Origin of the sequence: Helicobacter felis ATCC 49179 (assembly GCF_000200595.1) — a bacterium.
Classification (GTDB): domain Bacteria; phylum Campylobacterota; class Campylobacteria; order Campylobacterales; family Helicobacteraceae; genus Helicobacter; species Helicobacter felis.
Genome location: NC_014810.2, coordinates 435,284 through 460,007 on the forward strand (window position 1 = coordinate 435,284; position 24,724 = coordinate 460,007).

The following is a 24,724-nucleotide window of genomic DNA, read 5'->3' on the forward strand; positions in this document are numbered from 1 at the left end:
AGAATAACCCTTTTGATTTTAAATTAAAAGGAGATTCATGAGCATCTATGTCAAGAATCGTATTCGAGGCAAGATTTCTTTGCATGAGAGGGGAGAGGGGAGATATAGGGTGCATTTTGAAGCGCACCAGGTGATAGTGCAGGCCAAATGCAGTGCGAGCGAAGTGGAAACTTGTCAAGAGGACGATGATATTACGATTGTCCTTAAGGTGATTGAAGTTCTCATCCCTAATTTTAGTCAACGGCTTAAATTAGACCCTATGGCCTTTAATGGAGTCATTTTGAGCATTAAAACCGATCGTAAAGAACCTGAAATGCGGCGCGTGGAAGTCTCACTCAATGATTGCAGTGTGGATTTTGTGCTCGATCAAGGCTCAATTGAGCTTTATCGCTTGGAAAATGGAAAAGAACTCGTTTTATTTTGCAAACCTGAGCATGTAACCATTTATTGATCACCACCAAGGCCCATACATCATGGGCATGCCCATTGTCATAGGATACATCCCATAAGGGTACATGTTCATCGGATACATGCCCATCATCGGATACATCCCATACATTCCCGGATACATCATAGGATTCATGGGATAATAGGGGATGTAACTCCCTCCTGAGGGGGGCAGAGGCGAAATCGCAAACTTGCCTCCATGCGCCATTTTTACCCCACTTAAAGAAATGGTATGGAAACTCCCCCAATTTTTAGAAGGCGCGGTGGTGGCAATGTCGCCATTTTTATTGCCACGGCATTCGTCTTTAATTTGCGCGCATTCATTCAGTGTGTCTATGTCTGGAAGATTGGGGTCTACATCAGCAGGATCGCCCACCCAACACCCCCCCACAAACACCGCCACTCCCAAGTGCGTTAAAATTTTAATGTCCATACTTAACGCTTTACCTTTTGACTCCAGTCTTTCACGCCCACATTCACCACATCCATAAAGTCTGAACGAAATTCTAGGTCTTTCTTAGTGAATACGGGTTTAAAATTGTTCTTAATCACAGGCTGGGTATTGGCTTGTGGGGCGTGGCACTGAGTGCAGTTAAAGCGCGCATCGCTAATTTTGCCCTCTTTAGTTGGGCGGTCATTGCGGAAGTCAAAAAGATGAGAGGGAGGCACTGGCGTTGCGCCCACACTGCTAGCCACATCAGGCATATGGCAACCCAAGCATTGATTACTTTCTCGAGTAATGGGCAATAATCCGGTTGTATCATGGGGAATCATGGGCGGTGCGTTTTCATACGCGCGCTCAAAGCGTTGACTCTCTCCGGGGGCTTTTTTGTGAAAATCATAGGCATTTAAGACAAGACTTTGTTCATCCTCTAAAGGCACTTTGCGTAACCCAATCTCTGTATCGCTCAGCAAGGGGACCGGCTTTTCAGGGGCCCTTTCCTCCTTAAACTCCTTGTGGGATCTGTGGTGATGGTTTGCCGCCCACAAACTCCCTAATAAAACCGCTCCTAATAAAACCGCAAAACGCATTCTGTGTCGCATTGATCATCCTTGTATTGATTTAAACAACGATTGCTCGTGTATTTTAGCATGGATAGTAAAAATCCACAGCTCCAATTTTTCTAATTTCTACAACTCCTTTTTGATGCAAGTGGTGTAAAATTTGTGCAGGCAGATAAAAGCGCGCTTCTTCTGTGCTTAATGGACGGCGTTTGAGCAAATCTAAAAAAGACCGAGGTTCCAGGTCTGTTAACAAAAAGTTTGGTTGCACAGCCAAATCTCGCAGAGCTAAACTCACGGGCAAACCCTCAAAATGTGTGGCCACTTTTAAAAGTTCGGAAGTGCTCAAAAGTTTGGCATTATGGGAGGGAGGGCGATCGATGGTGCTCAAATCAATACGGGCTAATTTGAGCGGACGCAGAAAATCCACAATGGCTTGAATATTCTCCAAACTATCGTTCACTCCCTTAACCAACAACACTTCAGCAATGAGCATGCCTGCATAGCGCGCGCTAAAATCAGCAATCCCCTCTAAGAGTTGTTCTAGGTGTATTTGCTTGCTAGGCTTGTCCACTTTAGCAAAAGCCTTAGGCAGGGCGGCATCTAGGGAGAATTTGACAATGTCATAGTGCATTAACGCCTCTTGCACCTGCAAATTTGCAAAGCGTGATCCATTGCTTAAAATCAAGGTTTTTAACCCGGGGGGTGTTTTTAACTGGGTGATAAAATCGTAGAGATGGGGATAGAGTGTTGGTTCCCCATTAGCAGTGGTTGTGAGCACATCTAAGGGCGTATTTTTATGGGTTTGCAGCGCGCTGTGCACCGCATCTAAAAGTGTGCTAAGAGGAATGACTTGCTCCATCTTGTCTATGGGCTTGTGGGCCTTGAGTTCGCAATAAATGCAATTAAAGTTACATTGTTTTATCTCCCCACTCAGATCAATTCCCAAAGACCACCCAAAACGCCGCGATTTTAAAGGACCAAAGACAATACCTACCATCACACCTGCTCACCCTCTATTTCTACTTGGATATGGCATTGCAAACATTCTTGCACACTTGGCTTTGTTTTGTAGATTTTCATCACACATAAGCCCCCACACTCAGGACATGGTTTTGGAGCAGGTTTATAATTAGAGATGAATTTACAGCTAGGGTAATTGTCGCAACCATAAAACATTCCTCTCTTACCTCTTTTGGCGCGCACATCTCCTCCACATTGTGGGCATTTGGCAAGGGCGGGGGTGTTTTTGCTCTCTTCATTGCGGATGTTCTTGCAAGTGGGGTAAGCACTACAAGCCACAAACGTTCCAAAACGCCCTCTTTTGCTCACCATCGGCGCACCGCATTTCTCACATACGCCTAAATCTTCTGTTTGAACAACTTCAGATTTTATAAACTTGCATTTAGGGTAAGCGCTACAAGCCACAAAAACGCCGTATCTACCCGTGCGTTGCACCAAAGGCGCGCCACATTTAGGACACGATTCGCCCGTGGGCGCGCTCACTTTTTGAGAAGCAATTTGAATCTTGCCCTCTTCAATTTGTGCCATAAAGGGGGTGTAGAATTTTAAAAGCATGTCTTGCCAGTTGAGCTCGTGGCTAGCGATCGCATCGAGCTTATCCTCCAATCCTGCGCTAAAGGTGGCGTTCACAATCTCACTAAAGTGCTTTTCTAAAATCTCTATCACGCTAAAAGCGTTAGGAGTGGGTGTGAGCTGTTTTTGCTGCAAAGATACATAGTCTCGGCTAAGCAGTAGGGCAATAGTGGGCGCATAAGTGCTAGGCCTTCCAATTCCTAGACTCTCTAAGGTCTTGATCAAAGAGGCCTCTGAATAACGCGCGGGGGGTTGTGTGCTGCACTCTTTAGCCTCTAATTTCTCTAAGCGCACTTCTTGATGGAGTGTAAAAGAGGGCAAGAGTGTGTCCTTATCTCCATTGCCCAAAACTTTATAGAATCCTTCAAAAAGCAATTTATGTCCACTAGCCTTAAACACTGCCCCTAAAGACTCGCAGGCAAAGGACACACTCTGACTCTCAAGGCGCGCATCGCTCATTTGAGAAGCCAAAAAGCGTTGATAAATTAATGTATAGACCTTATGCTCTTCGGGCTTGAGATAGTCTTTTGCAATCGCAGGTGTGAAGGCCAGATTAGTGGGGCGGATCGCCTCATGGGCTTCTTGAGCGCTCTTGTTTTTGGAAGTATAAACCTTAGGTTTTTTGGGCACATAGGGCGCGCCATAAGTCTGTTCAATAAAGACACGCGCAGATTCTATGGCTTCTTTGGCAATGTTAAGGCTGTCTGTGCGCATGTAGGTGATCACCCCACTCACCCCCTCTGAAGTCATCACACCTTCATAGAGTTTTTGGGCAATGCTCATCGTTTTAGAAGGGCTATAACCCAACTGATTAGAAGCGCTTTGTTGCAAAGTTGAGGTCATAAAAGGAGGAGGAGAAGGGGTATTTTTCTCTTTGGTGCTGATCTCTTGGACTTGGTAGGTTTGCGCGCTTAAATTAGCAACCATCTCTAAAGCTTCCTTAGAATCCCTAAGCCCTTGTTTTTTGATCTTTTCATGGCGGTAACTTTGTAAACTCACGCTCGCCTGCGCGATCGTGCCTGTAATCTCATAGTAGATAATGGGTTTAAAGACTTTGATTTCTCTTTCGCGATCCACCACTAATTTAAGCGCTGCGCTCTGCACGCGTCCCGCGCTCATGCCCTTAGAGATTTTAGAAGCCAATAGAGAGCTTAAGCTAAAACCCACAATGCGATCCAGAAGTCTACGGGCTAATTGGGCGTTGATCTTGTGCACATCAAGGGTTTTAGGGTGTTTGAGTGCGTGCAAGATAGCAGTTTTGGTAATCTCATGGAAAACAATGCGAGGAAAAGCAAAAATAGGATGGGGGTTTTTGGTTTGACTCTGTTCCTCTAAGGCGCGCATTTCTATTAAAGGGTCTTTGCTTCTATTGCCTGCTTGATCAATGAGATAAGCGATGTGGTAACCAATAGCTTCGCCCTCGCGATCCTCATCTGTAGCAATATAAATTTCTTGTGCGTTCTTAGCTTTTTGCAAAATTTGCGCCACAATTTCTTCATGATCTTTATCTATGGCGTATTTAGGAATAAATTTATTATCTTGCACTTTAATTCCCATAGCATACTTGCTCAAATCACGCACATGACCTTTAGAGGCAATCACTTCATAGCTATTATCTAAAAAATGCGCGATGGTCTTAGCCTTAGTGGGGGATTCCACAATGATGAGTTTGGTGTTTTTACCCATAAATACCTCGTTTTCTTCGCATTATAAACTATTTTTGTGCATGGATTGTTTGAAAACATGGAATAGCTATTGCTTCGTGTGAGCATATTATCGCAAAGGATGCACAGATGAGTTTCAGAATCAATACGAATGTAGCCGCGTTGAATGCACACACTATCGGGGTACGCAACAATCGTGATCTCTCTACCTCTTTAGAAAAGTTAAGTTCAGGTTTGCGGATCAATAAGGCCGCTGATGATGCGTCAGGGATGGCGATCGCAGATAGCCTAAGAAGTCAAAGCGCAAGTCTAGGTCAGGCTGTGCGCAACGCTAATGATGCAATCGGGGTGGTGCAAACTGCAGATAAGGCGATGGACGAGCAAATCAAAATCTTAGATACAGTCAAAACTAAAGCCGTGCAAGCCGCTCAAGATGGACAAACTGCTGAAACTAGAAAGGCGTTGCAAAGTGATATTTTGCGCCTCTTAGAAGAGCTAGACAATATCGCTAACACAACGAGCTTTAATGGTCAGCAGTTGCTAGCAGGGAGCTTTTCTAATAAAGAGTTTCAAATCGGAGCGTATTCCAACACCACAATCAAAGCTTCGATTGGTCCTACAGGCTCAGATAAGATCGGGCATGTGCGCTTTGAAACCTCCGCGATGGATCGCGGTGGAATGGAAGTGAGTGCGGGCGCGCAAAACCTCAAAGAGGTTACGCTCAACTTCAAACAAGCCGATGCGGTGAATGACTTTAAGTTAGAGTCTGTAAAAATCTCCACCAGCGCAGGTACGGGGCTTGGTGCGTTGGTCAATGTCATCAACAAGAACTCTAGCACTTTAGGCGTGCGCGCTACTGCTGTGGTTTTGGGTACGGGTGAGAACTCTGTAGAATCGGGCACCATCAATGGACTAACCATCAATGGAGTCTTGATTGGAAATGTGAATGATGTCCAGCATAACGACCGCGATGGGAGATTGACGAACGCGATCAACTCTGTAAAAGAGCGCACCGGTGTAGAGGCCTATACAGACATACAGGGTCGTATCAATCTGCGTTCTACAGATGGGCGCGCTATCTCTGTGCATGCAGATGGCAAAACTGGGCATGTCTTTGGCGGGGGGAATTTTAGAGGCATCTCAGGGAATGCGCACGCGATTGTGGGCCGTCTGACCTTGACCAAAGAAAATGCGCGCGACATTATCGTGAGCGGGGTGAACTTTAGCCATGTCGGTTTGCACTCTGCACAAGGGGTTGCAGAATACACTGTAAATTTACAGGCTATCCGCGGGGTCTTTGATGCCAATGCCGCTAGTGCCGGTGGTGGGAATGCCAATGCTGCCCAAGCTGCCTTTAACTTTAAGGGAATTGGAGCCGGGGTTACAAGTTTGCGCGGGGCGATGATGGTGATGGATATGGCAGAGAGCGCGCGCATCCAACTAGATAAGATTCGCTCAGACTTGGGTTCTGTGCAGATGGAGTTGGTAACCACCATCAACAACATCTCCGTAACTCAGGTGAATGTGAAGGCCGCTGAATCACAAATCCGTGATGTGGATTTCGCTGAAGAAAGTGCAAGCTTCTCTAAATTCAATATCTTGGCCCAAAGTGGAAGCTTTGCAATGGCACAAGCCAATGCGGTGCAACAAAATGTCTTGAGACTCTTGCAGTAGAGGGGGTGGGGTAGGCTTGTCTAACATCTATGAAAAAAATTTAGGGGTTTTGCAACGCAAAGACCCCCTGTTGGCTTTGGAACTGAGTAAACTTAAGAGTAATCTTAAGTACGAAGTTTTTATGCAACAAGATGCCTTTAATATTGTGGATATTTCCACTAACACTCCTCTTTTTGCCCATAAACCCTTAGAGGAAAATTTAGAGCGTTTTAAAGAACTCAACGCTTACATGTACATTCCCTACCTGTATTTTTACGGGGCAGGCAATGGTATACTCATGCGCTTATTCTTGGGTGTAGAGCAACTTAAACGCTTAGTGGTGATTGAACCTGAGTTAGAAATCATCTTCATTATCTTAAATCTACTAGATTTTAGTGAAGAAATACAAAGTGATCGTTTGATCTTACTGCATTCTGGCGCGTGTGATTACCCCTTGATCGCCTCGCTTTTTATGATGGACAAACATGCCAAAATTTACGCTAAAGTCTATGAACTCATCATTGCCCATTCTTATTATGAGCAATATGTCCAAGATTTTACCCTCATTAACCAACACTTTATCAAAGCCCTTGAAAATGCGGTGATTGGCGTGGGCAATGACGCTAAAGACGCAATCATTGGGATCAAGCACCATGTGCAAAATCTCCCCTTTGTGGTGCAAACTCCCACTCTGATTAACTTAGTACAAGCCCTCAAGATGCGCAACGCGCGCTATAACACGGCAATTATTGTCTCTACTGGTCCAAGCCTCAATAAACAACTCCCCTTGCTCAAAGAGATCGCTCCTTATGCGACCCTCTTTTGCATTGATGCGTCTTTTCCCATTTTACACGCGCATGGGATCAAACCCGATCTGGTCTTTTCTTTGGAGCGTGTGGAAGCTAGTGCGAAATTCTATCAAGATACCCCTAAGGGGGCCCAAGAGGGTGTGATCTTTGCCATCACTTCCATTGTGCATCAAAGTTTGCGCCAAGCCATTAGCAAGGGCACTATTCAATTTAGCCTACGCCCCTTTGGCTACACCTCTTTGTTTAACCTACACGACTATGGCTATTTAGGCATTGGCATGAGCGCGGCTAACATGGCCTATGAACTCGTGGTGCATGCGCGCTTTAAGCGCTGTGTTTTCATCGGGCAAGATTTGAGCTTTGCGCCCAGTGGAGAGAGTCATGCCAGTGGAGCGATCTATGGCGCGCAAGAGATCAAACCCAAAGAAGAAGGGGAGAAAATTTTTATTGAAGCCTATGGAGGAGAAGGGCAGGTAGAGAGCACGCGCATTTGGAAGCTCTTTTTAGATTTCTTTGAAAAGGACATTTACCACACACCCTATAATTTAGAGGTGATCAACGCTACAGAGGGCGGGGCGCGCATTAGGGGCACTTTAGAACTTCCCTTTAAAGAAGCGATCGCACGCATTAAAGCAGATTTGCCCGCCTTAGAGCCCAAAGCCCCCATGCAACTCACCCCCCCAAGCCCAGAGCAGAGCGCGCGCTGGTTAGAGGAAGCTAAAAAGACCTGTTTAGATGCGATTGAGTATGCCCAAGAGTGCAAGGAAAAAATCGAAGCCCTCTTTTTGGAGATAATGGCATTCTTAGAAGAGATCGAATCGCTCAATGCTCAAAATGACCTAGAAAAATTAAATTTAAAGCGCATTGAGGCGTTGAGTGAAAAAATTGATAATTTAAAAACGCTTTTTAAGGAAGTTAAGTTCAACCAATGTTTTAATGATGCGATTCAATCCTATATCTTCCATCAAGAACTAGACATCGCTAAGATTGTTGTCAAGCCCACTTTTACTCAAGAAGAGTTACAAGCCAAACAGCTAGAATGGATTTATGCCCACAAATATTGGCTCTTTAGTTTGGCAGGAGGCATCACCTGCGTAAAAGAAGTCTTAGAACAAGCTTTACAAACTTGGGAGTAAGCTTTTAAAGTTTTCAAGCGCGCCTACACCCTCCCCCTTAAGAGGTAAGCCTAATGGCGAAAACCCTTTTTTAGACAGCTTTTAGAGTGGGGCGCGTTTGCATAAATACGCCTTCATTGCCTCGACCACAATTAGGACATCTCCCCGTAGCACGCCAAACTTTTTCTTGCACGAGTGCAGAGGGCATGCCAAAGCGTGCAAGGTATTTTTGACATGTGTCATTCCAAGAATCTTGGAGGTTTTGCGCGTCTTGATCCCCACGCATGCCAAAATAGGGGAAGTGGTGCAAGAAGTAGCCAAAAATTTCTTGGCAATCTTGGGCGTATTTTTGTGTGTCCAAAATATGATAGTGCCAAAAATCATCGACATCTTTAGGAGGCACGATTGCCTGATCTCTATTCTCCAAACAAAGCGTAAGGAATCTCTTATACTCTTCTGCGATAACTTGAGCATATTCTAATTCCCAACCTAAACCTTCTTCCTTGTCCATTATTTTGACGATAATGGGCTCTAAATCCAACTTATTAACAGCAAGACTCATTTTGAACTCCTTGTAAATTTAGGTGCAAAGCTAATATACGAAAATATTTCTTAATTATCACTAAAAAAGCGACTATATTTCGCTGTTTAAATTAAAGTTAAAAATACATACATTCCCGCTCAACAAATTTTTATGGAAAATTGCTGTGGCGTCCCCTGTCAAATATACTCAAAGAGATAAAGCTAGGATTCTTAAGATTACCACCCGCACCCTGCAACGCTGGCGTTATACCAAGCCAGAGCTTTTTGCTATCATCGAGGCAGGTTTTAAAATGTTGGAAAAACTTCATAATGAGGAAGTCTATAATCAGGAAATTCAAGAGCTGATCCAGGCTATCGATTCTGCTCAAATCCCTCCACAATAATGCTACAATAACACTAGCGGGTGTAACCGCAATAAATCTTTTGGAGGACATGATGAAAAAGCATGTGGTGTTTTTTGAGGCAGTGGGAGGCACAGATAAAGGCAGGGACGGGCACAGACGCGACACCATGCCCATGATGGACTATCTAAAAAAACTCGGGTGGCAAGCAGAGGTTGTATTTCTTACCGATGAACTCTTGAAAGATGGCGAGAAAACTAAGGGCGTCTATGAATATGTACAAACGCACGCCGATGCCTATGTTTCTCGCGTAAATCCGGGTAACTTGAAAGAGGAAAAACTTTATTTTGATCTCTTGCGCAAACTTTGTGATAACGGCGTGATTGGTATGCCCCATCCAGACGCGATGATTGGCTATGGGGCAAAGGATGCGCTCACCAAACTCGCCGATACGGATTTAGTGCCCGATGACACCTACGCCTATTATGACAAAGAGGAAGCCAAACGCATCGGAGTCACTTGGGCGGACAAGCATGACTTTAAAAAGACCTTCCCTAAAACTTTAGCTAAGGGTGAGAGGGTGCTCAAACAAAATCGCGGCTCTACTGGTGAGGGCATTTGGCGCGTGCAACTTGAAGAGCCTCTACCTGCAGGGGTGAGCGAAGTGCCCTTGAATGCCAAAATCAAGTGCACCGAAGCGGTGGATAATCATGTAGAACACCGCCAATTAGGCGAGTTCATGGATTTTTGTGAAAAATACCTCGTGGGGGATAATGGTATGTTAGTAGACATGACCTTTTTACCCCGCATTAAAGAGGGCGAAATCCGTATTTTAATGCTCTACAAACACCCTATTTATGTAGTGCATAAAAAACCCGCTGAGGGCGCGGACGCTTTTAGCGCAACTTTGTTTAGTGGCGCAAAGTATCGCTACGACAAGCCTGAGCAATGGAATGATTTAGTGCACTACTTCTTAAAACACCTCCCCCAAATCCAAAGCAAACTGGGCAATTACGACCTGCCCTTGATTTGGACTGCGGACTTTATTTTAGACACCGATGAGCATGGCAAAGATCGCTACATTTTAGGCGAAATCAACTGCTCTTGTGTGGGCTTTACATCTCCGGTAGAATTCCTAGACAAAACTGCACGCAAGGTAGCCAATACCATCATTGACATCGTGGAAGACAAACTAAGCTAAGGGTTAATACCTTTTGACTTCCTTAATGGGGCTAGGGCACTTCTAACCCCTAAAGAGCTTGCTAGCACCACCGCAATCTGGTAGTTGCTCAAGGCCATATCCATTTTGATGGATATTGCAAAAAGTTTCAAGAACCTGTTATCCTTTTTGTGCTATAATAACCCATTCACCCATTCACCCATTCACCCATTCACCCATTCACCCATTCACCCATTCACCCATTCACCCATTCACCCATTCACCCATTCACCCATTCACCCGGGACTAGGGAACTAGGGTCGGATTGGAGATTTTGGGGTTGAGGAGTTTGGTTTCTATGAAGCAAAAGCCTGATTTGTTGATCTTGGTAAAAAACCATGACACGCTTTTGATTGATGAGAGCGCGCTAGTGGAGGGTGTTTTTTGGAAAATTTACAACGACATCCTTAAAGAGGTTTTACAAAAAACCCAAAGGAAAATCGGTGTCCCTGAAGATGTCTTAGAACGCATCAACGAGCAGCGCCAAAGCGATGCGCACTATCAAAAGGCGTATAAAAGGTATCTCTCTATCCAAAGGGACATTATCAGTGTGCCAGACGAACTCACCAAAATCATCAAATCCAAAAAAAGCTTACTTTTCACTAGAAACAAAGCCCTAGCCCAAATCGCCACGCGCTCCAAACAAAACACAATCCTCTTTCTCTCTGTCTCTAAAAAGTGCTTTGAGTTTTTTAATGCCCAAGTTAAAGAGGACATCAGCAAGCCCAAGCACCACAAACCTCATATTTCTACGGGCAAGTTGCAATTAAGTTCTGTGCCCCAAGAGGGGGAAGAGGTGTTTTATGATCACAGCGGCAAACAACACAGCACAAACCTTGTTCAGGTGTTAAGTCAGGGGGGCGAGGGGATTATTTACACCACTAACACACCCATGCTGGCTAAGATTTATGGGCACAAGCATAAGAGCGTGCAGACTGGGGGCGTGCCCGACTACACCCCCAAAAAGCTCGCTCTGCTGGTTAAAACTAAAGTTAGTAAGCAGGTGTGCATGCCTTCATGCCTGCTTAAAAACCAGCAGGGCGAATGTGTGGGTTATTTGATGCCCAAGGCAGAGGGTAAGACCTTGCAGCACATTTTAGGGGGTTCTAAAGATAGAAAAGCACACATCCCTAACTGGGGCATGAAGGATTTGGTGCGCCTGTGCATGAATTTTTTAAAGACCATCCAGTCTTTACATGACAAGGGGATTTTAGTTGGCGACATCAATCCGAATAATTTGATGTTTACCCAAAATGCGGAGATGTTCTTTATTGATTGTGATAGCTACCAAATAGATAAATACCCCTGCCCCGTTGCTGATCCTGCCTACCTTGTGCCCGATCACTTGGGCAAACACATGACCGAAGTGATGCGCTCTAAGAGCGATGAATACTTTGCGATCGCTTGCTTGTTATTTGTGATCCTCACTCTAGGCGTGCATCCTTACAACCACAGAGATTTAGGGCGCGATGAGGCAATGAAACAGGGCGCATTTGCCTACCCCTTAAGTGGGGGTGATATGTCCTTAGTGCCTCAGGGGAGGGCTAGGGATGGCTGGACGCGTTTGAATCCTCAATTACAAGAATATTTTCATGAGAGTTTTCAAAAAGGGGGCAAGTTTTATAGTGCTAAAAAACGCCTCTCCCCTCCCAAATGGCTAAATGCTCTTAACAAATTCTACCAGCAATTATAAATCCATCACAACAAAGGAGTAACGATGAATGATTTAGATACAGAGTACGACAACGAGTTAGCCGACAACCCCACTAAGAGAGTGCCGGTGTGTCTTTGTTTAGATACCAGTTCTTCTATGAGTGGCGCGCCCATTGGAGAGGTCAATCAAGGCGTGGATTTGTTCTACCAAGCCGTGAATGATCACCCCATCGCCAAACAAGCCGCGGATGTGTGCATTGTAACTTTTGGAGATAGTGGGGTGAGTCTCGTGCAAGACTTTGAAAGTATCCGCGATAAATCCGCCCCTAGCTTCAATGCAGGGGGATATACCCCTATGGGTGCAGCGGTGAATGAAGCCCTAGACAGACTAGAAGAGCGCAAAAAAGAATATAAAGACAGCGGCACGGAATATTTCCAGCCATGGCTAGTCATCATCACCGATGGCGAACCCACAGATGATATTAGCAGTGCGTCTAGGCGATCAAGCGATCTAGCTAATAATAAGAAACTCTCGATCTTTCCCATCATTGTAGAGGGAGGCGATGCGAACACTTTAGGGCAGTTTTCTCCCTTGCGCCGTCCTGTCAAGTTGAAGGGCTTGAATTTTAAAGAGTTTTTTAAATGGCTGGCAGCCAGTATCGCCGTGGTTTCCCAATCACGCCCCGGGCAAACAGTGGCGATGCCCCCTATGGATGATTGGGCGGAAATGAATGTCTGAAAATTGGCACACTATCGGGGCTGCCGTGCAGGGCAGGGGGCATGAGCTAGAAGACCCACCCATTCCCTGCCAAGATAAGATTGACCCCCCTGAGCCCACAACTTGCAACCCCAGTGAAGTGGCTATCATCGCCCTTGCCGATGGGGCGGGCTCGGCTAAATTTTCCCATTTAGGCGCAGAGGAGACGCTAAAGGTCGTTACACAAGACTTGCGTGAAAACTTCACGCGCTACACCAACATGCCCAACCAAAAAGAGGTAAGCACTGCGCTTTTAGATCGTGTATTACAAACCTTACAAGAATTGTCTATCCAAAAAACAAACGCGCTCCAGCGCGATAAAAGCGATATTGAAGGCATTTTTCAAGCCATTTTAGAGGAAATCCAAGCGATTCAAAACTGGCAAGCAGAACACCGCTTGCCCCTAGTAGACACTCTGCAAACTCTACAAGAACGCACCCATCAAAACCATGAAAAACGCAAACAAACAGCCCAGCAACCCATCCAACAAGCCCTAACAGGCATGGGGGATAAGATTAAGAATTTAAAGGGAGGCTTTAGCGGGGAGGCTTACCAACTTAAGTTTAGCCCACTTAAAGACACGCTTGAAAAATTAGAGGAGGAAATTAAGAGGGCGCACTGGGCACTCTTTAGTGAAGAGAGTTTTAAAGAATTATTTAAACAGCTCGCCCCCATAGAGAAACAATACTATACCATCAAAGATAAGATCGATAAGGCTACTGAAAAAGCCAAAAGCAAGCGCAAAGGGGGGCTTAAAAGGTTTTTGCAATCGTGTTTGGACTTAGTGGGTTTAGGAAGCGACACTCAAGCAGAGTCTGAGAGGGTGCTCCACACCTTAGAAAATATCTCTCCTTTTAGACCCAGCTCCACGCCACTAACCATGCCCTCTAAAGCCCTCAAAAACTACAATTTAGAGCAGATACAAAGAGCGATCACCAGCCATAAAAACACCCTAAAACAACAAATTGTGCGCTGTTTTGAGAGCTATAAAGCGTTCTTAGACAAGATAGAAAGAGTTGATTTTAAGGAATGGGATGAGGAAAGTTTAGACTCTTTATCAATCATTGTGAAGAGCAGACACAAAGAGCTTAGGAGGCATCTTGAGGAAATCAGGGCGCAAATCCAGCAAGCCAACAAAACCACACAAGCCTATAAAAGCGATCTTTTAAATGAGATTCATACCAAAGAGCAAGAACGCGCGCGCCTAAAAAGGCAGTTTGAAGATTTAAAGCGCGATGTGTTGCACTTAGAGGAGAATTTAAACGAGCATTTAGACAAACTCCAAACCAAGTTAAATAGTTTAAGCGCGCCCTATGAGTTTTCAACTCTGCAAGCTATCTTGTTTACAACCCAAAAAGAAAATTTGCAAAAAGACTTTAAACTCTATGAGGATTACGCTGCGCAAAGCAAACAGCTTAATCTTGATCTCAAAGCCCTAAGCTTGAGCTTGCCCGGGCAAGTTTCAAAGACACATTTTGGTGATATAAGGCATAGAGAGGTTTTGATCGCACCCAAATACAATGCCCTTCTAGATCACATCAAAACCCTAGAAACACAGGCGCGCGATTTTCAAAACATGCAAGAGCACCAAAAACGGCTAGAAGTTTTTCAAAGCGAGGTGGCAACCCTAGAGAAAACGCTAAAACAACGCTTGGATTCTTTGGGGAGCTGCTGTGTTGATTTACAAGTGTGTGTCCAACAGCTCCAAGAACAAACTTCTTGGCGCGTCCAAGATTTACGCGCCCTCAATGCCCTCCCCCTTGATTCTTGTATCAATGACCTAGAAAAAGGCTTTGAGGCGGAAAAAGCGCTCGTAGAACGCTTTAAAAAAGAGTTTCAAGAATCTAGCCCCTCTGTTCCGCGCTTTAAATTTACACTGCAGAATAACTGCCAAAGACTCCAGCAGGTGATCCAAAATAAAGCCTGCGATTTGCACGATCTCGCCTCTACTTTGCTTGCAGTGGCTATTAAGGGCGATGAGTTTTTGTTATTGCACTTGGGCGATGGTATCTGTGGGGTGCTAAAAGATCGCACTTTAGCGGTGGCAAGCCACCCGGACAATGGCGAATTTGGGAATGAAACCACTTTCACCACTTCTAAGGATGCCCCTTTAAGTGCGAGAGTGTTTAAGGGCAAATTGAGCGATAAGAATTTTACGGGCTTTGTGCTGATGTCTGATGGGGCGGGCGAGTCTTTTTATAAAAATAAAGAGCGCACCTTAGTAACCGTATTGCAAGATTATATGAATGTCGCGCGCGCACCGGGCATGCGCGATCAAGTGCAAGATTCCCTAAAAATTTTACTAGAAACAAAGGTTAAAGAAAAAACCTTTGATGATTGCAGTGTGATCATGTTGGTTAAAGAGAGCGCAGAGTGCTTAAGCGAATCGGAGCAAAAGTTACGCGCCAAGATAGGGAACTTAAAAAGTCCGGCTAAGGATTAACACACCTGAGCACGCTCTAAATACCCTAGCAAAGTGTTGAGCACCTCGTTATCGTCCTTACTGGGGGCTTGCAGATACACGGGATTAGGGAGGTGCAGGGTGATATGCTGTTGGTGCTGGGTGATCTTGGGGATGCCAAGTTGGTTAGCCAAGATTTTAATGCGTATGATGGCTAAAAACTGCGCACTCATGCTATCCAGTGTCCCAAAACGATCTTCTATTTCGTGTGCGATCTCCACCACTTGCGCGCTACTTTGGCAGTGGGACAAACGCCGATACAACTCTAAGCGCAGAGCATCGCTAGTGATCAACTCTGCGTTTAAAAACCCGCTCACGGCGAGTTTAAGCTCTACACTGGATCGCGCCTGCATAGTCCCACTCTTTTCCTGCAGGGCATCTTCGAGCATGCGCGCATACAGCGCGTAGCCAATACTTTTAATATGCCCGCTTTGATGACTCCCTAGCAGATTCCCCCCACCGCGGATTTCTAAGTCATGCAAAGCAATATGCGCCCCGCTCCCTAAGCTAGAGTTTTTCTCTAAGGCAAGCAGGCGTTTAGTCGCGCTTGGGCTTAGATCTTGTTTGTCCTCTACCAAAAAGTAGCAAAATCCCTCATGTGTGCCCCGCCCTACACGCCCTCTTAGCTGGTGCAAGTCGGCTAATCCAAAACTATCGGCGTGATCGATGATGATCGTATTGGCATTGGGCAGGTGAATCCCCGATTCCACAATGCTAGTGCAAAGCAAGAGTTCAAAGCCCCCTTGTGCAAACTCTAAAATCAAGCTTTCCGCTTGAGCGGCAGGGGTTTTAGAGTGCAAAATTTCCACCCTAAGATGGGGTAAAAGGTCTTGTAGGCTCTTTTGCACAGAAGGCATGCTTTGGATATGGTTATAGATGTAAAATACCTGCCCCTTGCGCCGCAGTTCCCTTAAAATGATCTCCTTGAGCAAGGCAGGGGTTTTTTCTTTGACAAAGGTGCGGCTTGGGGGTTTGCTCTCTGGAGGGGTGGCTAGGTAGCTGATGTCCTTGATTTGGGCTAAAGCCATGCTTAGGGTTCTAGGAATAGGGGTAGCGGACATACTGAGCAAATGCACATTTTGGCTTAAAGCCTTGATCGCCTCCTTTTGTTTGACCCCGAATTTATGTTCCTCATCGACCACCACCAGCCCCAAATCTTTAAACTTTGCCTCTAAAAGCGCGTGCGTGCCCACCACCACATCAATACGCCCCTCTTGCAAGTCTTTTAGAATGCGTGCCTTATCCCTACTAAAGCGATCCAGTTTGGCAATGGTGATGTCAAAGGGGCTTAAACGGGCTTGCAGGCTAGCATAATGCTGGTTGGATAAAAGTGTCGTGGGCACAAAGAGTGCGCTTTGGCGTTTTGCTAAGGCGAGGGCGAAGATTGCCACAAGGGCGACTTCAGTTTTACCAAAACCCACATCTCCATTGAGCAGGCGATCCATCACATGCCCGCTGGCTAGATCGCCTAAGACCTCTTCTATGGCGCGTTCTTGATCTAGCGTGAGCTTGAAGGGGCGCGCGTGGTGGAAAGCTTTTAGTTGGGTGGGATCGGGGGTAATTTGCACCCCTTCAAGCAACATACGCGCGGCGTGCGCGCTGATAATATCCTCAGCCAATCCTAGAAGCTCCGCGCGCATTTTGGCTTTGAGCTTGCTAAAACTCCCCTTGCCTAGTTTGTCCAGCGTGGGCGTGTTGGGGGCGATGTAACGCTCTAATAAGTGCAGATTTTCCACCGGCACAAAGAGGCGATCGTGGTTTTGATACTCTAGGGCGATGAAGTCGCGCACACTCCCCAAAATATTTTGTTGTACCAATCCTTGAAAAATCCCCACCCCATAGTCTTCATGCACCACAAAATCCCCGCTGTTGAGCTCACTTAAAGCAAAGTTTAGGGGTTTGGCTTTGGGGGGTTTGGGGTAGGAGTGCAAAGAGATAAAAATCTTAGTAGGGGTGCTAAAGTGCAACACACAATCCGAGAGGATAAACTCTACAGGCGACTCCAAAGGGGGCAAACTCGCATGGGCGCGGTGCAGAAGCGTAATGCAATGCTCAGGGTGCAAAGCGCAAAAATCAGCGAGATTTTTTAGGGGTAGTTTTAAATCTGCACATCCAGAAGGGTGTTCAAGTTGGGGCAAAGCTAGGATTTTTTCTAACTGCGCAATACTTTCTAAACTGGCGTATTCTTGGGCTTCTTGGTGCGCCTCTGGGCTTAAAAGCGCGCTGTATTCTTCCCACAGATACACTCCGAAGTCTTGCAACACCCACCAACCCAAAGAGGCAATATCGGGCACTAGGCTATGTGTTTGCAAATTCTCTAGGCGGGTTAAAAGGGTGGTGCGTTGTTGCTCGGTGAGACTAAAGAGTGCAGGAGGGATTTCTAAACACTCTAAGAGTTCTGGGTCGCTTAACTGGGTGGCTAGATCAAAGGTTTTGATGTCCTCGCATTCCTCTCCAAAAAAGCTCAAGCGGTGGGGTTTGGATGATCCGGGAGTAAAAATATCTATAATGTCCCCGCGTACGCTCACTTCCCCGGGCAATTCCACCATATCCACAAATTCATAGCCATAGGCGCGTAGGCGTGTCTGTAACTCAGATAAAGGGCAGGCTTCTAAAGCTTGGATGCTGAAACTTTGGCATAAAAAGGGTTTGGGGAGGGGGTGGAGAATCGCGCTTAAGGGGGTGATGAGCAAGCAATCTTTTTTAGCCTCTTTAGCTTGGTAAAAGAGGCGTAATTGGCTTAAAAGCGTGCTGACTTCCGCACTAAAAGCGCGCATGTCATCCAAGTAGTGGGCCCTAAGTTCTGGGAAAACAAAGAGGGCTTTTTGGGGGGCAAAGAAACGCACCACTTGAGAGGCTTGGCGCGCCTGCGCGCCATCTTGCACGATCAAAACCTCGCTTTTAAACCCCTTTAAAAGGGCTTGATAAAGGCTAGCTTGAATCAAGCTTTAGAATCCGCCCTATTTTCTAGTAATGGGTGGGCGTTTTCTTTGGGACGGCTTTCTCCAATTAAAATTCCCTTGCGCTCGATGATGAGTTCGGAGCTTACAATCTTACCATCCACAATGCCTAAAGGCATGATTTCAATCACTTCAGCTTGGGCATTGCCATTGAGCTTACCATTGACAACTAGCCTAGAAGCTGTAATATCTCCTAACACAACTCCATTTTTACCAATAACAACCGTATGACTAGATTGGATACTTCCCTCAATCACGCCATCAATGTGTAAATGGCAATCAGTGTTCACTTCGCCTTTAAATTTTGTGCTTTGTGCGATGATAGTCGCGGATCCGTTAGTAGGTTGTTTATTGTCGCTAGCAAAGATGGCCATGCAATGTTCCTTTCCTGTGTAAAGATAAAATCAAAGTTTTTCATGTTCCAGCGGATAAAGTGGATGGGATTGATGGGTTTATCCATGAAACGCACTTCATAGTGCAGGTGCGGTCCTGTGCTCATCCCAGAGCTCCCGCTATAGGCAATGAGTTGCCCTTTTTTGACAAATTCCCCATTTTTGACCACAATCTTATGCAAATGAGCATAATAGGTTTTAAACCCAAAAGGGTGATAAAGCTTAATGAGCCGTCCATAACCCCCATTCCACCCATTGCCAGCTAACCCCACCACACCATTAGCACTCGCATATACCGGTGTGTCTATGGGGGTGCTCAAATCCACGCCGGTATGGTTTTTCATGCGGTGTAAAATGGGGTGGTAACGCTTTTCAAAGGGGCTAGAAACGCGTCTATAGGATTCTAGGGGGTTGTCATTGGGGATAAAGCGCATGATAAAACTCTTTTGCGCACCCGTGATACTTGCTACATCTAAACGCGCGCTCAAAGGGGTTTTATCTTCTGGAGGGTTTTGCACTCCTACAACCTCCTCAAGATCATTGACTTTTTCCCCTGCCAATAATAAATCTTCTAAATAATTTTGCAATTCCTCGTTGAGATGCGCATGGGCTTTTAGACCTTTGTCAAGCTCGGTGCGTAAAGTCCTAGTTTGTGCCCGCGTTTTCCCAATCTCGCGATCAAAGACATAGAGCACAAACACTAAAAACAAGATCACGCTGAGTAAAAAAAGCAATCCATAATAGGCAATCTGTTTATAAATGGCGTGCACATTGATCGACTTACTCCCGTCCTGATAGGTGAAGACTAGAATTAAGCGTTTATTGAGCCACATGAGAGTCTTCCATGTTGGGATTATGGTAATCTTGGGTTTGTGTGATGTCTTGGATGCTGTAGAAAAGATTTTTCCAGTTAATGTCTGGATCTCCAAAGAGGGCGTTAAAATTGCCTAAATTCCAATTTAAATAAGAGGGCATGTCTACCACCTGCCCTAAAAAGCGGATTTCATAATGCAATCCTTGCGCGCTGCTATAACCCACAAGCGCGCCCTTTTGCACAAAACTATGGGGCTTGAGCACAATTTGACTCAAGTGCGCATAAATGGAGCTAAACCCAAAGGCATGTTCTAAACGCACCAAATTACCATAGCCTTGTTTGCTCAAAAGCACCACATCTACAATGCCACTTGCGCTCGCATAAACTGGGGTTTTAGCAGGCGCGCTAAATTCATAGCCAGCGTGGTATTTTGGAGGAGGGGTAAAACTCTTATGGGTGTAGCTGGCTAGAGGGATGCCATTAGGAATAAGAGTTAGAGCTAGGGTCTTGCTTGTCATGGGTAGGGCTTGTAAATTAACATGGCTATAAACTTCAAAATCAAGCTTCTTGCCTTTTTGGACATGCAAAATACGCTCTAAACTCTTGATCTGTTGGCTCACTATGGCGATCTCGCGGCTTTTTTGACGCAACTCCTCTTTGAGTCGCATATTTTTATGATAAAGCTCTTGGTGTCGGGATTCTACAATACTTTTTTCTAAACTCATTCTCCCTAGCCGTTTGACTAGCAACGCCAAGCCCACACCTCCAATCACGACCCCTACAAACACGACCAAAGACACCACAAGTGCGTATAACTTGACATTCTTAGAAAGTCTGAGCTGTTTAGAACCGCCCTCATCGATGATGGTCAGCACGAGTTTATCTTGCATCATACCCCCTTAAAAAGGTGCGCACCACACTAAAAGACCCCCCGACCACCCAAAGTGGCGCGCGCATCGCCTCAAAAGCCTCCCAACTAAAGCGCACCCACGCTATACCCATATCCTCTAAAATGTTTGCGAGCTCTAGGGTGTCCATCAGTTGAGGGTCTTCAAATTCCAAAACCCACACCTGTGCGATGATAGGTTTTAAACACGCCAAAACACCCCGCGCGTCTTTTCTAGCGTAGCTATGATAGATCAAGTGGATTTTTTGATCCCCAAAGCTAGCCTGTAAGGCGCATTTAAGGGCTTGCGCCCCACTGACATTGTGTGCTACATCTAAGATCAGACGATCGTCTAGGCGCTCAAAACGCCCCCTTAAATTGAGCGCAGGAATGGGGCTGTAGGGAATGTTAAGCGCTTTTAAAGTGGTGAGCGCGCTTTGGAAGTTCTGGGCTAAAAAGGGGGGGTAGTGGTGTTGGTGGGCGTAATCTGTGGCGATCTCTTGAGGGGGGCTAACGGGAAACAGATGCAAGGCGTGTTCTCGTGCCATTTGGTGGGCTTGTTGGGTAATTTGGGGCTCTTGGAGGGCTAAGATAATAGGAGTGTTGGGGGCAAGAGTGCAGAGGGCTTTTAATTTGGTATGAGCGATCTGCTCTAAAGTGTCGCCCAAGCGATCGGTGTGATCCAAGCTTATAGGGGTAAAGATCAGCGCACAGCGCGCGTGTAGGTGCGTGGTGCTATCCAATTCCCCCCCTAATCCTGCCTCTACGACCAAATAATGGCAATCTTGCGCAAGAATGAGGGCAAGCAAGGTCATGTATTCAAAAAAGCTGATCTTGGGGTCTAAGCGGAGTGCTTGCAGGCGTGCGTGGGCGTGTTCTAACTCTGCATCGCTTGCTAAAGCGCGATCTTTGTAAAAGCGTTCGTTGAGGGTGAGCAGATGGGGAGAAGTAAAATGCAACACCCTAAAGCCGGCTTGCTCTAACATTAAAGTCAGAAAACGCCCCGTGCTCCCCTTGCCATTGGTGCCTACAATCTGGATTTTAGGTATGTTGTCGCTAAAGTGCTCCAAGAAACGCGCATAGATTTTAGGAAAGCGCGCGGGGTCAAAGGGAATGTATTCCTGCCCCAGTGAGGTTAAAAACGCGTTTAAATTCATTTGTTCAACTTGCCCTCGTAGGCGATTTGGGCGACAAATTGGGTTAAAGTCTGGGTGAGAGCTTGAGAGATCGCATAGAGGCGGTTATTGTAAGTGGTGAGGGGGTTTTGTAAGGATACCGCATAGTTGTAATACCCGCTATCACTAAATTTTTTGACCACCCCTTTTTTATTGTCGTAAGTGTAATCTACATAGGCAGTCGCGCGATAAAAGGTGGTAAAACCCTCTTGGTTTTGGCTAATGGAGGTGTCTATTACCTTCGTGATCTCTATGGTGATGATCGAATCGGCTTTCTCTTCGCTGGTCAAGGTGTTTTGAAAGCGTTGCACAATGATACGATTGAGCATGTCCTTAAACTGCACGGAGTTACGCGGGTTGGGCAGATTCACCACGAGGCGCACAAAAATCCCCTGCCCTAGCGCATTTTCTGCAAAGGTGGCAATGGGTTTATACCCACATGCCCCCAAAATAAAGATCAAGCTTACAATCCAAATTCTCATCGCAAGACAAAATTCACCAACTTAGAGGGCACGACCACTTCTTTAAGAATCTCCTTATCCTCTAACCATTTATGCGCCTGCTCTTTAGCTTGGACTAATAGGGCGGTGCGATCTAAATCCTTAGCCACGATCATACTGGCGCGCTTTTTGCCATTGATAGTAATGGCGATCTCAATATTGTCTTGCTCTAGGGCTTGTAAATCCACTTGCTGGGGTTGGAAGTTTTGGCACTTGAAAAGCCTCTCAGCGATCTCAGAGCAGACATGGGGAATCAAGGGTTCTAAGATATGGGTTAAGATGTAGTAGGCTTCGCTCCAAAGAGCGGGGTTAGTGGTTTTTTCTAAAGCGTTGAGGGCTTCCATGCACGCGGCAATGAGAGTATTAAAGGGGTAACCGGGTTGTTTTTTCTCAAAGATGGCATGGGCTTTTTGCAGGGCTAAATGCACTTTAGCGCGCGCTTCTTTTTCTGCAGGGTTTAGGTTTTCTAGTGTAGGGCGTTGGGTGTGAGGTTGGGCTAGAAAAGATTTTTCATAAAAGCGTCTAATAAAGCGCGCACTACCCTCTAGGGCTTTGTCATTCCAATCGAGTTCTTTATTGGGCGGGGCGACAAAGTGGATATAGAGTCGCGCGATGTCTGCGCCGTATTTTTCTACAATCTCTTGAGGACTGACCACATTCCCCTTAGACTTGCTCATCTTTGCCCCGTTTTTAAGCACCATTCCCTGCGTGGTCAAGCAAGTAAAGGGTTCATTAAGTTTTAGATAACCTAAATCACGCAACACCTTAGTAAAAAAGCGCGCATAGAGCAGGTGCAAGATCGCATGCTCCACCCCCCCGATGTATTCATCCACACTTAACCAATAAGCGAGTTCTTGGGGGTCAAAGGCTTGTGTGTCCCAAAGTTCTTTGGGTGTAGCGTAGCGCAGGAAATACCAACTAGATTGGAAAAAGGTGTCCATCGTATCGCACTCTCTTTGAGCGGGGCGATCGCATTTAGGGCACAAACATGCCTTAAAATCTAGGTGTTTTTCTAAGGGGTTGCCCTCTCCATCAATTTTTACATCTTCGGGGAGCAAGATAGGCAGGTTTGCGTGCTTTTCGGGCACAAGTCCGCAGTGATCACAGCGCACCATCGGGATGAGCGCACCCCAGTAGCGTTGGCGCGAGATTCCCCAATCTTGCAGGCGGTAGTGAGTGATGCGTTGCCCTAAGCCTTGCTCCTCAAAGAGATCGCTTAGTTTCTTGCGCGCTTGCTCTGGAGTAAGTCCGTTGTAAATATCGCTATGTTCTAACACCCCTTCCTCATTAATCACTCGTTTAATGGGGATATTTAACAAAGTAGCAAATTCGCCATCACGCGAGTCGTGAGCAGGCACACCCATGAGCGCGCCACTTCCATAGCTCTCTAGCACGAAATTAGCCACATAAATGGGAATGGGCTCTTGGGTTAGAGGGTGCAGGGCATGCAAGGGCAATAAAACCCCCTTTTTTTCTAAGGCACGGGTGCGCGCATTGGTGTTTTGCATTTCTACAATGGCTTGCTCACTGGCAGGGTCTAAATGCTTGCCCTCTAAAAGTGCGCTCACAATAGAGTGCCCGGGAGCTAGAGCGAGGAAGGTAACCCCGTAAATGGTGTCGATGCGAGTGGTAAAGACCTCGATTTGGGCGTGCTGGTCTTGTAAAATGGCCATGCTTGCAGGGGTTAGGGCGAAGTGGAAGGCTAAACCTTGAGATTTGCCAATCCAGTTTTCTTGCATGCGCAAGACTTGGCTAGGCCAATGCCCTTCTAAGGTTTTGAGTTCTGCTAAAAGTTCTTCGGCGTATTTGGTGATTTTAAGATAGTATTGGGGCATTTGCTTTTGCACCACAGGGGTATCGCAACGCCAACATTTCCCCTCTACCACTTGTTCATTAGCTAGCACCGTGTGATCTTTAGGACACCAATTCAGCCATGCTTCTTTTTGATAGACCAAACCCTTTTCATACATTTGTAAAAAAAAGCCCTGCTCGATCTTGGTGTAGTTGGGATCGCAGGTAGCAAATTCTCGTGTTTTAGAAAAGGAAAATCCTAAAGCCTTAAATTCCTCGCGCATTTTAGAGATATTTTCATAAGTCCATTGTTTGGGGTGGATACCATATTGAATTGCCGCATTTTCTGCAGGCATGCCAAAGGCATCAAAGCCCATTGGGTGCAAGACATTATAGCCCACTTGGCGGTAATAACGCGCTAGCGCGTCCCCAATGGCGTAATTGCGCACATGCCCCATGTGAATTGCCCCGCTAGGATAGGGAAACATGCTTAAGATGTATTTTTTGGATTTACTAAAGTCTTTAAGAGGTTCAAATACCCCACTTTGTGCCCAAATGTTCTGCCATTTGGCTTCTATGGCATGTGCGTTATAAGTTTGCATCAATACTCCGTGTCTGTAGGTTTACTTCCATCGATAATCAACACAACGATACAAAAAACATTGCTCAATAACGCGCCAATGATAAGCATGTAGGCAAAAATAGGGTTATTGAGAATCTGAAAAAAGATAAAGGCAGGAATGAGGTGCAAGAGGGCTGCGATGGAGCCTCCCAAGAGTTCAGAAGCGAAGCGTTTTTGCACCCCAATTTTTAGAGTTGCAGTGATGAAATTTAAGGCTAAGGCTGTAAAAAGTGTTACGACATTGGGTTCATACAAGAAACCAGCTAACGAAGTGGTGCTTCCCAAACTAAAGATCACAAAGGCGACACGACCCCAGTCCATGCT

Annotated in this window: 21 protein-coding genes; 8 read left to right on the plus strand and 13 right to left on the minus strand. The window is 45.9% G+C overall.

All coding sequences use genetic code 11. From position 1 onward, the window contains the following. Positions 1 to 37: 37 nt before the first annotated feature. The gene (locus tag HFELIS_RS02255; protein WP_013468918.1) at positions 38 to 451 is read left to right on the plus strand and encodes a hypothetical protein; all 414 of its coding nucleotides are present in this window, start codon (positions 38 to 40) and stop codon (positions 449 to 451) included. Here the strand turns inward: HFELIS_RS02255 and HFELIS_RS02260 are convergent, their stop codons facing one another. The 4 genes from HFELIS_RS02260 to topA are packed head-to-tail and all read right to left on the minus strand — an operon-like array spanning position 452 to position 4,731. Further along, complete coding sequence (locus tag HFELIS_RS02260) at positions 452 to 880, minus strand: hypothetical protein (RefSeq protein WP_013468919.1); 429 nt, start codon at positions 878 to 880, stop codon at positions 452 to 454. Positions 881 to 882: 2 nt separating this feature from the next. Then, entirely contained in the window at positions 883 to 1,491 is a 609-nt protein-coding gene (locus tag HFELIS_RS02265) for a nitrate reductase cytochrome c-type subunit (RefSeq protein ID WP_013468920.1), read from the minus strand. Between the two features lie 43 nt (positions 1,492 to 1,534). Beyond that, the gene (locus tag HFELIS_RS02270; RefSeq protein ID WP_013468921.1) at positions 1,535 to 2,449 is read right to left on the minus strand and encodes a radical SAM protein; all 915 of its coding nucleotides are present in this window, start codon (positions 2,447 to 2,449) and stop codon (positions 1,535 to 1,537) included. After that, the gene (gene topA / locus HFELIS_RS02275) at positions 2,449 to 4,731 is read right to left on the minus strand and encodes a type I DNA topoisomerase (RefSeq protein ID WP_013468922.1); all 2,283 of its coding nucleotides are present in this window, start codon (positions 4,729 to 4,731) and stop codon (positions 2,449 to 2,451) included. Before topA ends, HFELIS_RS02270 begins: the two co-directional genes overlap by 1 nt. 107 nt (positions 4,732 to 4,838) lie before the next feature. Between topA and HFELIS_RS02280 the strand changes: the two genes are divergently transcribed. Together HFELIS_RS02280 and HFELIS_RS02285 are read left to right on the plus strand one after the other, a co-directional pair. Then, positions 4,839 to 6,383: a flagellin B gene (locus tag HFELIS_RS02280; RefSeq protein ID WP_013468923.1), complete on the plus strand. Its 1,545-nt coding sequence runs from the start codon at positions 4,839 to 4,841 to the stop codon at positions 6,381 to 6,383. A 16-nt stretch (positions 6,384 to 6,399) separates the two neighbouring features. Continuing rightward, positions 6,400 to 8,307 carry a motility associated factor glycosyltransferase family protein gene (locus HFELIS_RS02285; protein ID WP_013468924.1) on the plus strand — a complete coding sequence of 636 codons (1,908 nt, stop codon included), beginning with the start codon at positions 6,400 to 6,402 and terminating at the stop codon, positions 8,305 to 8,307. A 70-nt stretch (positions 8,308 to 8,377) separates the two neighbouring features. Here HFELIS_RS02285 and HFELIS_RS02290 read toward each other — a convergent pair whose 3' ends face one another. Further along, the gene (locus HFELIS_RS02290; protein ID WP_013468925.1) at positions 8,378 to 8,848 is read right to left on the minus strand and encodes a glycine-rich domain-containing protein; all 471 of its coding nucleotides are present in this window, start codon (positions 8,846 to 8,848) and stop codon (positions 8,378 to 8,380) included. Between the two features lie 145 nt (positions 8,849 to 8,993). Between HFELIS_RS02290 and HFELIS_RS02295 the strand changes: the two genes are divergently transcribed. The 5 genes from HFELIS_RS02295 (at position 8,994) to HFELIS_RS02315 (ending at position 15,242) form a co-directional block, all read left to right on the plus strand. Then, positions 8,994 to 9,212, plus strand: coding sequence for a hypothetical protein (locus HFELIS_RS02295; protein WP_013468926.1), 219 nt, complete (start codon positions 8,994 to 8,996; stop codon positions 9,210 to 9,212). 52 nt (positions 9,213 to 9,264) lie between these two features. Continuing rightward, on the plus strand, positions 9,265 to 10,371 hold the full coding sequence (locus HFELIS_RS02300) for a Cj0069 family protein (protein WP_013468927.1): 1,107 nt from the start codon (positions 9,265 to 9,267) through the stop codon (positions 10,369 to 10,371). A 316-nt stretch (positions 10,372 to 10,687) separates the two neighbouring features. Further along, positions 10,688 to 12,082: a protein kinase gene (locus HFELIS_RS02305; RefSeq protein WP_013468928.1), complete on the plus strand. Its 1,395-nt coding sequence runs from the start codon at positions 10,688 to 10,690 to the stop codon at positions 12,080 to 12,082. A 24-nt stretch (positions 12,083 to 12,106) separates the two neighbouring features. Continuing rightward, complete coding sequence (locus HFELIS_RS02310; protein WP_013468929.1) at positions 12,107 to 12,781, plus strand: vWA domain-containing protein; 675 nt, start codon at positions 12,107 to 12,109, stop codon at positions 12,779 to 12,781. Then, on the plus strand, positions 12,774 to 15,242 hold the full coding sequence (locus HFELIS_RS02315; RefSeq protein WP_013468930.1) for a protein phosphatase 2C domain-containing protein: 2,469 nt from the start codon (positions 12,774 to 12,776) through the stop codon (positions 15,240 to 15,242). The genes HFELIS_RS02310 and HFELIS_RS02315 overlap by 8 nt, the downstream gene beginning before the upstream one ends. Here HFELIS_RS02315 and mfd read toward each other — a convergent pair. Genes mfd through HFELIS_RS02355 form a run of 8 tightly spaced genes read right to left on the minus strand, consistent with a single transcriptional unit; the run spans position 15,239 to position 24,721 of the window. Continuing rightward, a complete protein-coding gene (gene mfd / locus HFELIS_RS02320; protein ID WP_013468931.1) occupies positions 15,239 to 18,205 on the minus strand; it encodes a transcription-repair coupling factor in 2,967 nt (988 codons plus the stop codon). The genes HFELIS_RS02315 and mfd overlap by 4 nt on opposite strands. Continuing rightward, positions 18,202 to 18,594, minus strand: a complete 393-nt coding sequence (locus HFELIS_RS02325) for a bactofilin family protein (protein ID WP_041302724.1) — start codon at positions 18,592 to 18,594, stop codon at positions 18,202 to 18,204. The genes mfd and HFELIS_RS02325 overlap by 4 nt, the downstream gene beginning before the upstream one ends. Further along, positions 18,507 to 19,445 carry a M23 family metallopeptidase gene (locus HFELIS_RS02330; protein WP_013468933.1) on the minus strand — a complete coding sequence of 313 codons (939 nt, stop codon included), beginning with the start codon at positions 19,443 to 19,445 and terminating at the stop codon, positions 18,507 to 18,509. Before HFELIS_RS02330 ends, HFELIS_RS02325 begins: the two co-directional genes overlap by 88 nt. Continuing rightward, positions 19,432 to 20,316: a M23 family metallopeptidase gene (locus HFELIS_RS02335; RefSeq protein ID WP_013468934.1), complete on the minus strand. Its 885-nt coding sequence runs from the start codon at positions 20,314 to 20,316 to the stop codon at positions 19,432 to 19,434. Before HFELIS_RS02335 ends, HFELIS_RS02330 begins: the two co-directional genes overlap by 14 nt. Next, on the minus strand, positions 20,306 to 21,469 hold the full coding sequence (locus HFELIS_RS02340; RefSeq protein ID WP_013468935.1) for a bifunctional folylpolyglutamate synthase/dihydrofolate synthase: 1,164 nt from the start codon (positions 21,467 to 21,469) through the stop codon (positions 20,306 to 20,308). Before HFELIS_RS02340 ends, HFELIS_RS02335 begins: the two co-directional genes overlap by 11 nt. After that, positions 21,466 to 21,969 (minus strand): LPS assembly lipoprotein LptE, encoded by a 504-nt coding sequence (gene lptE / locus HFELIS_RS02345; protein ID WP_013468936.1) that lies wholly within the window; start codon positions 21,967 to 21,969, stop codon positions 21,466 to 21,468. Before lptE ends, HFELIS_RS02340 begins: the two co-directional genes overlap by 4 nt. Further along, a complete protein-coding gene (gene leuS, locus HFELIS_RS02350; protein ID WP_013468937.1) occupies positions 21,966 to 24,380 on the minus strand; it encodes a leucine--tRNA ligase in 2,415 nt (804 codons plus the stop codon). Before leuS ends, lptE begins: the two co-directional genes overlap by 4 nt. Continuing rightward, complete coding sequence (locus HFELIS_RS02355) at positions 24,380 to 24,721, minus strand: DUF6394 family protein (protein ID WP_013468938.1); 342 nt, start codon at positions 24,719 to 24,721, stop codon at positions 24,380 to 24,382. The genes leuS and HFELIS_RS02355 overlap by 1 nt, the downstream gene beginning before the upstream one ends. Between the last annotated feature and the right edge of the window lie 3 nt (positions 24,722 to 24,724).